The organism is Vibrio sp. Vb2880 (assembly GCF_033337975.1).
Lineage (GTDB): Bacteria > Pseudomonadota > Gammaproteobacteria > Enterobacterales > Vibrionaceae > Vibrio > Vibrio alginolyticus.
In genome coordinates this window covers 104,427-117,443 of the sequence record NZ_JAWORT010000016.1, presented here as the reverse complement: position 1 = coordinate 117,443, position 13,017 = coordinate 104,427, and the positions used below count along the sequence as shown (strand labels likewise).

Sequence of the window (13,017 nt, the reverse complement as noted above, 5' to 3'; positions counted from 1 at the left end):
TGGAGGCGCCTCCCGGAGTCGAACCGAGGTCCACGGATTTGCAATCCGCTGCATAGCCACTCTGCCAAGGCGCCTTTTTATTACGCTTCAGGGCTCTACCCCGTTGCGTTGGTGGCTACTTTACGGATTGAGAGAAGATAGTCAAACAAAAACATTTCATTTTCTGTTCGTTTGATTTCTTTTAAGTCAATTCGACCAAAGTTCGATCTTATTGGCTTAAAACGAAGCAATATAAATCTCGCTTTCAGTTCGTTTTGTCCCATGAAACATTAAGGCGTTTAATAGTTGCTGACCCTTTTTAGCAATCTTCCCACAACATTAGGGTGATAAGACCAAGTGTGATCAAACATCGACATTAATGCAGGATTTCCGTATTTCGATAAGCTAATCGCGTGAAAACGGTTTTTCTTCGCTTTGAGCGCATCCACTTTGGCCAGTAACTCGTCTTGTTGTTTTGGCGCGATAAAGTCGGAAATGACTACCATGTCTGCGTTTTTATATTTATCACCGCTCATCAAGTCGATAGATTTAATCAAAGTTGGCTCTAAGTCTGTACCACCATGGAAGCTATAAGTTAGAAAGTCCGCCGCCTCGCGCAGACCATCTTGTTTGGTTAGTTCGTAGGTAATGTGTTCCGTAGAAAAAATAATGACATAGCAATCACGTTGCTCCGCTAGTGCGATTTGCATCAGAGCATAAGCCATGGCTTTGGCGCATTGCTCAGGAAAGCCACTCATGGAACCGGACGCGTCCACACAAACAATGAAGGGGCCTTTTTCGATATCTACCGCTTTATGGTCAGGTCGGTGAGCTTTAACTTTACGTAACGTGCGCGATTTGCCTTGTGTACGATAGTTCATGAGCCGTTTATCAACTAAGTGTTTATAGAACACAACTTCAAGTTCAGGATACGCCAAAAACATCGTTTCGTTGGGAAGTAGCTTATTTAGATCATCGCTTTCGTGAATACCGACAATATCATCCGTCGCCTCATCACTTTTCTCTTCGACCAATTGAAGTTCTTCAGTGGGCGCACGATTTAGTTCAGGATCATTTACTTGCCCCGCCATACGACCGAGTTGCTCCGCAATTTCTTGCAAGCCTTGGTGCTTCTTCAGAAACTCAGCATGGCGCTTCATCACCGTTAAGTCTGTTTTACTCAACTTGGCAGATGCCATATCCCACAGGCGCCCTACACTTTCAGCATCACCCGACTCCGTGACTTTATCCATATTACGCATGGTTTCCATACGTTGATACAGGTCATTCAGCACCTTTTCTTTATTGGCTTCAAGCTCGCTTACTTGCGCTTGTTTTATTGCATCGGTGAGGCTTTGGTACCATTGGTCACAAAAGTAATGTGGGAACATAGGGTTATTCATCCCTTTGTTCTTTTCCATCATTCGGCGAGCTTGCATGTAAAACGCAGAGTGCCATTCCAGCTTTTTAATCACATCTTCGATGTTTTCAAAAAACGCCTCTTCATCCCAATGAATAACCTCTTGATATAAAGACAGCTCTTGTTGGAAACGCTCTGTCTCACATACCTTGGTGATCCGTTTTTTGACGCTGCCTCGCCACTTTAACAAGTGACCTTTGACCGAAGATTTAACACCTCGGTTTTCTGCCATCATCATGACTTGTGAACGAGCCATCAAATCATTAACTGCGCTATCGATGATGCCGGAGTCGGCCACCATCAGCGCGAGGTTAAGTCCGTCTGCACCTAGCATGTCGTCTCCTTATGAGAAAAACTGATTTAAGTTTTTAAAGCGTTGGATAACTTTTTCACTTTCTGCTTGGATTGATTCAAGTCTCTGACTGACCTGTTGCAGACTCGACTCCATTAGGCGGGGTAATTCAGGATCAACAAAGCTATGCGGAAGCGCATCATGAAAGTTCGCTTTCACCTTACGCATATGGTGTTCTGCCTCACTAAGCTGATTTACGGCTTTTTCGCTCTGCGTTAACCACTTTTGGTAAAGCTCTACATCCAAGCCCTCTTGAGTCACTAGGCTAACCAGAATGCCTCGGTTCGCGATATCACGGATAACTAGGTTATTCGCCGCGTCAACGTCAAATCGTAAACGGCACATGTTGGTGTTTTGATTGACGTAACCATACACATCACCGCTTCCCTCTTTAATGACTCGATCTAACTCATCTTTGGGTACATAAACCCAGCGGCTATCACCTTTTTCTGATTCTGAAACCGACATGTTGCTTTGCAAGACCACCAATTTAACTAAGTTAACGGCTGCGCCAACTTTGTACATCTTGGCTTTAGAGGTATCAAAGCGCATGGTTTCTTTGCGCAAAATACCCGTTGCCGCTTCAGACGTTAACGTCATGCGGTAGGCATCTTCAAGTTCATGTTGAACATCAACCAAAGACTCACGGCAGTACTCGATTTCCTGCTCCGCGTCTTGTTGATCAAATGCATGTTTTAAGGCGAACTCTTGAACCACTTCACGTACCACATCTCGCGATTCAGGACTGTTCCATAAACAATCTTGCAGCAGTAGAAGGTCAAGCGGATTGATTTCATCGCGACCATTAAAAAACGCGCTCGCTTTTAACAACTTCACGGCTTTCTTCCAGCGGCGGTCAGAGACATACATGTCGGTATTGGCCACATCACCAAACTGAGCTTCAACTTTGCTTTCTAACATCGTTTTAAGCTGGAAAAGCTTTTCGAATGCATTATCGGTTAGCGTCAATTTGTCGAGCTGTTGTTGCCATTGATGATATTCTTCATCAGTTATCGCTAGGCCTTCTGGTACTTGTGCCTCTTGCGATGTGCCCACAGTCAACATCGACTTAAAGTTTTGTTTATTCTGAATTCGATTCACAAACACACGCACCAACATGCGGTCGTAGAGGGCATCCAATCCACTATCTTCATCGGGTAATTCATTGGAAGCCGATACCAACAGGCGCATTGGCACACGCTCGATATCGCTGCCATTTTTGAATGTTTTCTCATTAACCACTGTCAGCAATGTGTTAAGAATTGCAGGCCCCGCCTTCCAGATTTCATCCAAAAATACGACTTGTGCAGTTGGCAAATACCCTTTAGTTAAGCGAACATAACGGCCGTTGTCTTTTAGCTCTTGGATACTCAGTGGCCCAAACACCTCTTCAGGGGTTGAGAAGCGCGTCATCAGGTATTCGAAGTAACTGCTGTTATCGAACGCTTGGATGAGTCGTTTGGCAATTAAGCTTTTTGCAATACCAGGGGGGCCTAAAAGAAAAACACTTTCACCAGCAAGTGCAGCAAGAAGGCAGAGCTTGATCGTATGTTCACGCTCATAAACGCCATCCGTTAACGCTTTCGCCAATTTATTGATGCGTTCTGAGAGAAGCGCTTTTTCGGCATTTGAGGCAAATAAGGTTTGTGTCATACGTTCTCCGGCTACTGAAGTGGTATTGCGTTAACATTTTTATACACTTGTTATAACTTTGTTACAAATGTATTTTGTCGAATTCCCCTTATAGCAGATGCTTTTCCCCTTCTTGACGAAGCAATCAAAGTTTCCATTTATGAGACATTGCTCACTTAAAGTGCAAACGCTTTCGTCGTGTTGCAGTATTTTTTGCTTTTGTTTCCCACCATTTGTGGTTAATGTCGAAAAACGTCAAAAATGCGGTAACAGCTAGGGTTCATAACTGCATGAGCAAGATAATTCATAAATGGAAGCAAATTTCTCTGATTGAAGAAGACGTTGTGCTTCCTACAGGACAGGCAATTACGCACACCACAATCCATCATCCGGGTGCTGCGGTGATTCTCCCTATTACAGCGGAGGGTCACATTGTCCTTGTCCACCAATTTCGGCCTTCACTTAATAAATGGCTATTGGAACTTCCTGCTGGTACCAGAGAAGGCAACGAAGAGCCACTCTGCTGCGCCAAAAGAGAGCTAGAGGAAGAAACGGGGTTTAGTGCAGAGAAATTCACGTCTCTCGGCCAAGTCACCCCTCTTGCCGGATTTTGTGATGAGATACAGTATCTATTTGTTGCCGAAAAGCTCAATAAAACAAACCGTTACGAGTGCGATGAAGACGAAGTGATTGAGGTCGTCACCTTGTCAATCAAGCAACTCGAAGAAAAGATTGTCGATGGCACGATCACCGATGCCAAAACGATCGCTTGCTTAAGCAAAGCGCGCCTTTGCGGATATATTTAGGACTTTGACCAAGGAGACATTCATGGATTTTCGATCAGATACCGTTACACAGCCCACCCAAGCCATGCGAGAAGCCATGTTTAAGGCCCCCGTTGGGGATGATGTTTATGGTGATGACCCTACGGTCAATGAGCTTGAAAAATTTGCTGCGCAGCTTGCTGGTTTCGAAGCAGCTTTGTTTACCACTTCAGGCACTCAAGCCAATCTGCTCGGTTTAATGGCGCATTGCGAGCGGGGAGATGAATATCTATGTGGGCAACAAGCACATAACTACAAATACGAAGCTGGTGGCGCGGCGGTTTTGGGATCAATTCAACCTCAACCAGTCGAAAATAACCCAGATGGCACGCTACCATTTGATAAACTGGCTGCTGCGATTAAACCAGATGATTGTCACTTTGCTCGCACTAAGCTTCTCAGCTTAGAAAACACAATTAATGGTAAAGTACTACCTCTGTCTTACTTAGCAGAAGCACGTGACTTCGTGAATAAACATAACTTGCAGATGCATCTAGATGGCGCTCGCGTTTTTAATGCAGCCGTTGCACTTGATGTTCCGGTAAAAGAGATCGGTCAGTACTTTGATTCAATGACGATCTGTCTGTCGAAAGGTCTGGCTGCCCCTGTTGGCTCGCTACTGCTTGGTAGCAAAGACTACATCGCAAAAGCACGTCGCTTAAGAAAGATGGTCGGCGGTGGTATGCGTCAAGCGGGTATTCTTGCCGCAGCAGGCAAACTTGCCCTTACCGAACAAGTGGAACAGCTAAAACAAGATCACATCAACGCAAAAACCTTAGCGGAAGGCTTAGCAGAACTGCCTGGTTTTTCAGTCAACCCTGAATTTGTTCAAACGAACATCGTGTTCGCGAAGCTTGATCCTCAAGTGGACATAGTAAGTATCGCAGCGAAACTAAAGGAACAAAACATCACGATAACCCCTGGAAATCCAATTCGTTTTGTAACTCATAAAGATATTTCAGCGAAAGACATCGACACTTTCTTATCAAGTATAAAATCTCTACTTTAATTTGATTTTGATCATTGAGCTTCCCCTAAGGGGAAGCTTTATTGTATCGGCATGATTTTTAGCGAATAGATAACCTCCATGCTCAGATTTGTACTTCTAATCTCTTTTATTTTCTCTTCCGCTATCCATGCCGAGCCGTTTGGTGATGCTGATAAAGGTAAAATCAAATCACCTAGCTGTGTCTATTGTCACGGTGTTACAGGCATCGCAACGAACAACACCTATCCAAGCCTTGCTGGTCAAAATACTCAGTACCTTTACAATGCAATGAAATCTTACCAAGCCGGTGAGCGTAAAGGGCCACTTGCAGAAATGATGGCAGCACAGTTAAAAATGTTAAATGATGAAGACCTTCGTGATGTCGCTGCTTTTTATGCAGAACAGAAGGAAATCAAGTGATTAGATCACTTGTAGATGCACTATGAAAGCTCGTGAATCATCCAAACTCAACGCATATTGAAACATTAACCCAACATTTGACCACAAAACAATCAAATTAACTTCACTTCAAATATTTGATGAATTTATAGTTCAACATAAGCATTAATATTGACTTTTTATTCTATTTTATCGATATTTCATGCTTTATTGAATTTGACGTGAAGTAAGTTATGTCTCACACACATGCGCAACCAGCAGACTCGGTTGCTACCCCTAAGTCGTGGCAGATGCCAGATACCCTCATTTTGATCTTCATTGTTGGTATTCTTGCTGCGATTCTTACCTACTTAATTCCTGCTGGTCATTTTGATAGCCAACAGGTGACCTACATGGTCGACGGTGCAGAAAAAACTCGCACAGTTATCGATCCTTCTTCTTTCTCTTATGCAACCGACGAAAACGGTGAATTGGTTTACAACAAAGTTGGCCTGTTTGCTTCTGGTGGTGGCATTGGTTTGATGAACTTCCCTTTCGAAGGGCTAGTTTCTGGCTCTAAATGGGGCAGCGCAATCGGCGTGATTATGTTCATGTTGGTTATCGGCGGTGCTTTCGGCGTTGTAATGCGCACAGGCACAATCGATAACGGTATCCTGCGCCTTATCGATAAGACCAAAGGTAACGAAGCGCTATTCATTCCAGTGCTATTTTTGCTGTTCTCGCTAGGCGGTGCGGTATTTGGTATGGGTGAGGAAGCCGTAGCGTTTGCGATTATTATCGCGCCGCTTATGGTTCGCCTTGGTTATGATGGTATCACTACGGTAATGGTTACCTATGTTGCGACTCAAATTGGCTTCGCTACTTCTTGGATGAACCCTTTTTCCGTAGCTATTGCGCAAGGCATTGCGGGTGTACCTGTTTTATCCGGCATGACAGTACGCATGGGGTTATGGGCTGGCTTTACGTTAATCGGTATCGCTTTCACAATGATCTACGCCGCTCGTGTGAAGTCAAATCCTAAACTTTCTTACAGCCATCGCACAGACCAGTATTTCCGTCAGCAAGAGCTTGGCAATCAAGATTCTCGTTGGAACCTAGGTGACACACTCGTTATCCTTACGGTTATTGCGACCACGGTGTGGGTCGTTTGGGGCGTGGTCGCTAACGCATGGTACATCCCAGAAATCGCTTCTCAATTTTTCACTATGGGCTTTGTTGTCGCGATCATCGGTACGATTTTCCGCCTGAACGGTATGACGCTGAACTGCGCAGCTGATGCATTTAAAGAAGGTGCAGCTATTATGCTTGCACCTGCCCTATTAGTGGGTTGTGCAAAAGGTGTATTGTTGATCCTTGGTGGTGGTACAACTGATGAAGCGAGTGTACTGAACTCAATTCTAAACAGTGCTGGCGGCGTGATTAGCGGGCTTCCTGACGTGGCTGCGGCATGGTTAATGTATGTATTCCAATCTATCTTCAACTTCTTCGTCACTTCGGGCTCTGGACAAGCGGCACTAACGATGCCTCTACTGGCCCCTCTGGCAGACATTGCAGGCGTTACACGCCAAGTGGCAGTTTTATCATTCCAACTTGGCGATGGCTTTACTAACGTTATCGTCCCTACTTCGGCATCTCTCATGGCAACGCTTGGTGTCTGCCGTATCGACTGGGGTGACTGGGCAAAATTCTGCTGGCGATTTATTCTATTACTCTTTACCCTATCAAGTATCGTCGTTATCGCAGCTCATATTATGGGTTTTGCGTAAAACGAAACCAATTGGTAATTAAGGCGAGACATGTTCTCGCCTTATTAACATTCATGGTATGACGACGCTAAGGTTTTAGATTAGCTTATGGTTTTGGAGTGGTAACTTTAATGGCAACACAATTTCTCGATGACGTGATTCAGGGTCATCAAGTGATTCAATCTCTCAATGTAGCAGACCTAAATTCGGGCGAGCATAAGTTTTGGTTTCGCATCGCAACGAATGCTCTCTCTCAGTGGCAACACCTACCTGTGCTAGTGTTCAAAGGTGAAAAACCTGGCAAGAAGATCATGATTACCGCAGGGGTTCATGGTGATGAGTACAATGGTGTGTTAGCAGCGCAGAAAACTGCTCGAGAGCTCATCGGCACTGAAGTCGCTGGTACTGTCACTATTGTTCCAACCATTAACATGCCAGGTATGCTAAACCACAGCCGCGATTTCTATTCCGCAGACCCTGACGCGTCTCCTGCAAACTTAAACCGCTTTTTTCCTGGTGACCAAAACGGCAATGAGGCCCAACGCTACTTATATGCATTGTGGAATGATTTGCTCAAGCCAAATGCTGATTTAGCCATTGACCTTCACACTCAAACCAGTGGTGCGGCCTATCCACTTTACGTGTTTGCAGATTTCCGAATCGAGCAATCATTAGAAATGGCTCGTCTCATTAATCCTGATGCGATTTTAAATGATCCTGGAGATGCTGGCGTCCTTGAAACGGTTTGGAATAACCATGGTGTCCCAAGCATTACAGTTGAAGTAGGTATGGGGCGATACACCGAGCAAGAGCTCATCAGTCGAACTGTAACAGGCATTTTTAATGTGCTGAAAAAGCATAACATTGTTGAAGGTGATATTGACCCTATCACGTCATGCTTGGAAGGAAACGAAATCGTCAGTGTGAAAGCGACACACGGCGGCTTTGTACTGCCTCATGTCAGTTTGATGAATTTTGTCGAGCAAGGCCAACTTCTTGCGATTCAATACGACAGCTTTGGCGCTGAGATTAAACGCTACACCGCCCCAACAAGCGGCACAGTACTTAGCCACAATGTTGAATCTATTCGAGCACCAGGTTCCCTGATCGTTCGTTTGATTAAGTAAACCATAACCGTTTGTTGATAGATCAACCTTTCGACGCTCACTCAAATTTATATAAGCCCCATCACGAGTAATCACAAATGATGGGGCTATATCCATTTTGACCACATTAAGTTACGCGGTAACAAATTACTGTTAAGCGAATGACAAACTGAGCTCTTAATTAGGAAGCTTCCCCTCTGTCCGCTTTTTCAGCCACGCTAATGAACTTAAAGCTGTCTTTGTTTCTCTTGTTCAACAAAAATGAGCTCGTCGATAGCGAAACCTTTCTCTTTAGCTACGTACTTAAAGCGCTCCACTACTTTCTCATCAACGTTAGGCGTTCTAGACAATAGCCACAAATAGTCGTGGTTGTAACCGGAAACAAACGCATAGTCATAGTTTTCACCTAGCTCAAAAACAATGTAAGAAGAGTATATTGGCCCAAAAAAGGAAACCTTTAAGTGTCCAACCGTTTTATCTTCAACAAAATAAGCTTTGCCTTCAGCTTCTGACCACTGTCGCTCTTCTTCGGAATATCCACGGTTTATCACCTTAACCCCACCATCCTCGCGAACCTGATACTCAGCGGTAACGTTGGATAAGCCTCGCTCAAATGAATGGTCTAGGCGTGCAATTTCGTACCACTTACCTAGATATGGCTCTAAATCGAAATTATTGACGGGTTCCACCCCATCCGGCTTCGAGGTACAACCAAATAAAGTTGCAAGTGACAAAAGTAAAAATATTTTTATCGATTTCATACAACACCTAAATTTTAATTAGTGATTGATTTTACTCTAGAAGATAACAAATCGATCACTAAGCCGCACCATCGCCCTGATAGGTACACATCACAATTCTTCATCATCAATAGCGCGCTGAACACCGAAACCTCGTCATCTCAGCAAATCGATCACAAGATTGCTCTATTTTTGACTTACAAGCTGACCATGCTTGTACATTTTGTCAGCATTTAACCCTATGCATATAGAAACTTTGCACAACATAGACATTCGTAGGCATATCACCCTCCTATAATACGTTGCGTTATAGACAGAGGTTATTGTTATGAAATTAAAAACAGTGTCAGTTTGTGCACTTTTGGTGTTACTTGCAGGTTGTCAGCAGGAAAAGCCGAGCGAAACGACACAATTAACGACCTCGGCAGATGTATGTAATGCACAAGAAAACATGCCAGGTGGGTGGAATGAGTTTAACGCGACCCCTGATGCACAAAAGGCAATGGCCTTTGTTTTAAAGAAAATGGACACAATATCGTCGTTTAAACAAATACTGAATGTTCACGCGCAAATCGTTAGCGGCGTCAACTATGCTATTGAGTTTGAATTGGATGATGGCTCTGTTTGGAACACGATTGTTTATCGCAACCTCGATGGCGAATATGCGATTACCCGATCGCCAAAAGAAGGCCACTTTTGCGAACAGTAGCGACTTAGTCAGAAAGCCCCTAACAATAGGGGCTTTTTGATCTAACAGTAGTCACTGAATTAGACAGCGAAGCGACATTGAGATTTAATCGACACCGTTGAACCAAGTCTTGATGGTTCTACATCAATCCTCTGCGCCATTTGTTCTTTCAACTCAGAAACGTGAGAAATAACACCGATCATGCGCCCAGTCTGTTGCAGATCCACTAGCGTTTGAATAGCAAGATCTAAAGACTCTGGGTCTAAACTACCGAAGCCCTCATCAATAAATAAAGTGTCTAAACGAATACCGCCACTATAGGATTGCACAACATCCGACAAACCAAGTGCCAGAGCAAGCGCTGCCATAAATGATTCACCGCCGGAAAGTGTCGCAACATCACGCGTTTTTCCTGTGTAGCCATCTTCAACCATTAAATCTAAGCCGCGACCCGCAGCGCCTTTGAAGCCCTCTGTTTTTCGAGCAAGAATATAGCGCCCTTTACTCATAAGGCTTAAACGTTGAGAGGCCTGGATCAGCACATCATCCAACAGTACACCAAGAACAAAGCGATGTAGGCTAACCCTGCTGCCTGTTTTACCACTAGCAACGTCGTACAACGTACCAAAGACTTTGTATTCTTCTTCTAACTTACTATTTTTCTCATGCAACACGGCAATATCTTTACGAACCTTTTCAAGACGTTCAAATATTGAGCGTGTGGTATCAAGTTGATTCCTTACTTCAATATATTGCGCCTGCAGAGTGGTTAACCTGTCGTTAAACGACTCCAAATTAGGCCTTTCAAGATCTTTCAATGCATGATTTAAATCATGTAGTGTTTGCTCAAGCTTGGTTTGTGCCTGTTTGAAGCTGTCTATTTCTTGCTGCCAGGCTTGAAGTTCATCATCTCCCACTCGACTACTTAGATAATGGCTTTCATCTTCAAATTTACTCGCCTGTAGTGCCTCATTCCACGCTAATTCTGCTTGGCTAAGTTTTTGCTCTGACTCAGATAACCACTGCTTGTTCGTCGCTAAGTGACTTTCCGCATTTGATTTCTCCAATATCGCTTGCTGCAAAGCGTTTTGCGCCTTTTCTAAGCCTGTGTTCAAACTCAGAATTTGCTCTTTTGTCAGCAAAATTTCACGTTCAAGCAAGTCAGCGGAACTGTATTTTGGGTCAATAAAAGCTTGTAATTGAGCCAATTGTTCTTGGTTCGCTTTAACGGTTGATTCATTTGCCGCCATTTGATTCTGCAGCTCATGAATTTTATTTTCACCCACGACGCAGCGTTGATTAAGCTGTTCAACGTTCCTTTCTAGTTTTTCAATATCAATAGCTTGTAGACGTAGGAGTTGAGCATTAAGCGCTTGCAAATCATTTTGAACTGTCGAGATCTCAGATGTAGCATACTCACCCAACTCCTCTTTCAACTGGTTATACTGATTCTGATACTGACTAATGACAACGTTATGTTGTTCTAGCTGATTGCTTAGTTGGTTCAACAAGGTTTGAGCTTCTCGCTCTTTCGCTCTAGCCGCCTGAACTTGCTCTTTTGTAACGGCTTCTTCAACAAACGTTGTGGGGTTAGGATGCGTTTCGCTACCACACACCGGGCATGCTTCACCTGCTTTTAGTCGCTGCGCTAATACTGCTGCTTGAGCGTTGTGCCACTTAAGCTCTATCGTATCAGCGTCTTGTTGATACTGCATATAGCGCTGACTGGCTTCGTTTAGTGACTGCTGCTTACCTACAGTTAGCGCATTGAGTTTAGAGAGCTCTAAAGTAAGATCATGCAGCTTTTGTAGATCCTGTAGCAGCCGTTGTTTTTGTTTTATTTCCGCATCGATGCTGCCAATAAGCGCAACATCAACTCGTGCTTTCTCTAGCTCCTTCTGTCCCTGCTGGGCCTGTAACGTTAACTTATCTTTTAGTTCTATGTACTGTTTTAACGTTGCTTCAAATTGTTGTTTTTGTTGATAGCCCGCCGTTATTTTGCTTTCCAAATTGTCTTTCTCGACCAACTTGTTTTTCATACTTTCAAGCTGATACTGCAGTTGCGTTAACTGCGGGACCTTTGCCGCGGCCTCTTTTGCACTTTGCTGCAAGTTTTCTTGTTCTCTCGCAACGACATGAGCTTTTTCGAGACTCTCTTTCAAAGCTACGATTTTTTGCCTTAGCTCTTGCGTTTGAGCTTTTGCATTTTGTAATGAGATGTAGGGCAACTCTATCTTATTGGCATTTTTAGCGTTTTCTAATTGCTGTTGACGAGCTTTTATCGAATCTGAGTGTTCTAGATGCAGCTTGAGTGCGCTTTCTGCTTGCTCTCGTTTCGAAAACTCTCCATTCAAGGTTTCCGCTTTTTGCAATTCAGATTTAGCAGTATTGAGCTTATCTAACGCTGCTTGCTCATTCTTTTTATCAGACTCTAATTGCTTAGTTACTTGTTCCAGTTGTTGTAATAGTTCTTGTTCAGAACTCGCTTCTGCAACTTGTAAAGCACCTCGAATTTGATTATCAAATTCGCCTTTCGCTTTACTAATTGCACTCGCTTTATCTTTGAGCGCGTACTCAATTTTTTTATATATGTCAGTTTGAAAGAGCTGGCCAAAAATTTCTTCACGCTCTTTAGAGCTAGCAAGCAACAGTTCTCGGAATTTTCCTTGAGGCAACACCATAACTTGACGAAATTGAGTTTCATTCAAGCCAATAATATTGCTAACTTCAGTTTTAACCTGAGTCGTCTTGCTGGTGATAAGCGTTTCAGTCTCACCGAGTTCATAAAGAGCCGCAGTGTGCTTTTTAATCGTCATCCCTTCACCACGGGCCTTGGGCGCTTCCTGCTCAGGGGATCGAACAACTCGGTATTGTTTGCCGTGTAACGAAAATTCGAGAACTACTTCGGTTGGTAAATCTTGCGCGGATAAGTCACACCGCATCTGAATACCTTGTCGCTCATTACCTGTGGTTTCACCATAAAGGGCGAAGCAAATGGCATCTAAGATCGACGTTTTACCGGAACCTGTAGGACCATTAATCAAAAATAGAGGGTTACTGCCAAGCTTCTCAAAATCAATGATTTCAGTTTTTGCAAACGGACCAAAGGCTTGCATGGTTAGTTTAATTGGTTTCATCTTTGGT

Annotated in this window: 10 protein-coding genes and 1 tRNA gene; 6 read left to right on the top strand and 5 right to left on the bottom strand. The window is 43.8% G+C overall.

Annotated elements, in window-relative coordinates; translation table 11 throughout:
- The 3 genes from R7M92_RS17320 to R7M92_RS17310 form a co-directional block, all read right to left on the bottom strand.
- A tRNA-Cys gene (locus R7M92_RS17320) sits at nt 1–74 on the bottom strand.
- Nucleotides 75–278: 204 nt separating this feature from the next.
- Nucleotides 279–1,733: an ATPase RavA stimulator ViaA gene (gene viaA / locus R7M92_RS17315; RefSeq protein WP_033907023.1), complete on the bottom strand. Its 1,455-nt coding sequence runs from the start codon at nt 1,731–1,733 to the stop codon at nt 279–281.
- A gap of 9 nt (nt 1,734–1,742) precedes the next feature.
- Nucleotides 1,743–3,404, bottom strand: coding sequence for an ATPase RavA domain-containing protein (locus R7M92_RS17310; protein ID WP_054576741.1), 1,662 nt, complete (start codon nt 3,402–3,404; stop codon nt 1,743–1,745).
- A gap of 269 nt (nt 3,405–3,673) precedes the next feature.
- On the opposite strand from R7M92_RS17310, the gene R7M92_RS17305 reads away from it, so the two are divergent.
- The 5 genes from R7M92_RS17305 to R7M92_RS17285 all read left to right on the top strand — a co-directional run bounded on the left by R7M92_RS17305 (nt 3,674) and on the right by R7M92_RS17285 (nt 8,466).
- On the top strand, nt 3,674–4,189 hold the full coding sequence (locus R7M92_RS17305) for an NUDIX hydrolase (RefSeq protein ID WP_005375979.1): 516 nt from the start codon (nt 3,674–3,676) through the stop codon (nt 4,187–4,189).
- Between the two features lie 22 nt (nt 4,190–4,211).
- Nucleotides 4,212–5,216, top strand: coding sequence for a low-specificity L-threonine aldolase (gene ltaE / locus R7M92_RS17300; protein WP_005375978.1), 1,005 nt, complete (start codon nt 4,212–4,214; stop codon nt 5,214–5,216).
- Between the two features lie 78 nt (nt 5,217–5,294).
- Complete coding sequence (locus R7M92_RS17295; RefSeq protein ID WP_033907021.1) at nt 5,295–5,615, top strand: c-type cytochrome; 321 nt, start codon at nt 5,295–5,297, stop codon at nt 5,613–5,615.
- Nucleotides 5,616–5,827: 212 nt separating this feature from the next.
- A complete protein-coding gene (gene yfcC / locus R7M92_RS17290; protein ID WP_005387492.1) occupies nt 5,828–7,360 on the top strand; it encodes a putative basic amino acid antiporter YfcC in 1,533 nt (510 codons plus the stop codon).
- A 110-nt stretch (nt 7,361–7,470) separates the two neighbouring features.
- A complete protein-coding gene (locus R7M92_RS17285) occupies nt 7,471–8,466 on the top strand; it encodes a succinylglutamate desuccinylase/aspartoacylase family protein (RefSeq protein WP_262629081.1) in 996 nt (331 codons plus the stop codon).
- Nucleotides 8,467–8,672: 206 nt separating this feature from the next.
- Here R7M92_RS17285 and R7M92_RS17280 read toward each other — a convergent pair whose 3' ends face one another.
- On the bottom strand, nt 8,673–9,206 hold the full coding sequence (locus tag R7M92_RS17280) for a lipocalin family protein (protein WP_017820207.1): 534 nt from the start codon (nt 9,204–9,206) through the stop codon (nt 8,673–8,675).
- A gap of 307 nt (nt 9,207–9,513) precedes the next feature.
- On the opposite strand from R7M92_RS17280, the gene R7M92_RS17275 reads away from it, so the two are divergent.
- On the top strand, nt 9,514–9,894 hold the full coding sequence (locus R7M92_RS17275) for a cystatin family protein (RefSeq protein WP_318133867.1): 381 nt from the start codon (nt 9,514–9,516) through the stop codon (nt 9,892–9,894).
- Between the two features lie 59 nt (nt 9,895–9,953).
- On the opposite strand, the gene R7M92_RS17270 is transcribed toward R7M92_RS17275, so the two are convergent.
- A complete protein-coding gene (locus tag R7M92_RS17270; protein ID WP_318133866.1) occupies nt 9,954–13,010 on the bottom strand; it encodes an SMC family ATPase in 3,057 nt (1,018 codons plus the stop codon).
- Nucleotides 13,011–13,017 lie beyond the last annotated feature (7 nt).

Bases quoted from the DNA above. Each gene is read 5' to 3' on its own strand.
- viaA (WP_033907023.1), bottom strand. From the start codon at position 1,733: ATGCTAGGTGCAGACGGACTTAACCTCGCGCTGATGGTGGCCGACTCC.
- R7M92_RS17310 (WP_054576741.1), bottom strand. From the start codon at position 3,404: ATGACACAAACCTTATTTGCCTCAAATGCCGAAAAAGCGCTTCTCTCA.
- R7M92_RS17305 (WP_005375979.1), top strand. From the start codon at position 3,674: ATGAGCAAGATAATTCATAAATGGAAGCAAATTTCTCTGATTGAAGAA.
- ltaE (WP_005375978.1), top strand. From the start codon at position 4,212: ATGGATTTTCGATCAGATACCGTTACACAGCCCACCCAAGCCATGCGA.
- R7M92_RS17295 (WP_033907021.1), top strand. From the start codon at position 5,295: ATGCTCAGATTTGTACTTCTAATCTCTTTTATTTTCTCTTCCGCTATC.
- yfcC (WP_005387492.1), top strand. From the start codon at position 5,828: ATGTCTCACACACATGCGCAACCAGCAGACTCGGTTGCTACCCCTAAG.
- R7M92_RS17285 (WP_262629081.1), top strand. From the start codon at position 7,471: ATGGCAACACAATTTCTCGATGACGTGATTCAGGGTCATCAAGTGATT.
- R7M92_RS17280 (WP_017820207.1), bottom strand. From the start codon at position 9,206: ATGAAATCGATAAAAATATTTTTACTTTTGTCACTTGCAACTTTATTT.
- R7M92_RS17275 (WP_318133867.1), top strand. From the start codon at position 9,514: ATGAAATTAAAAACAGTGTCAGTTTGTGCACTTTTGGTGTTACTTGCA.
- R7M92_RS17270 (WP_318133866.1), bottom strand. From the start codon at position 13,010: ATGAAACCAATTAAACTAACCATGCAAGCCTTTGGTCCGTTTGCAAAA.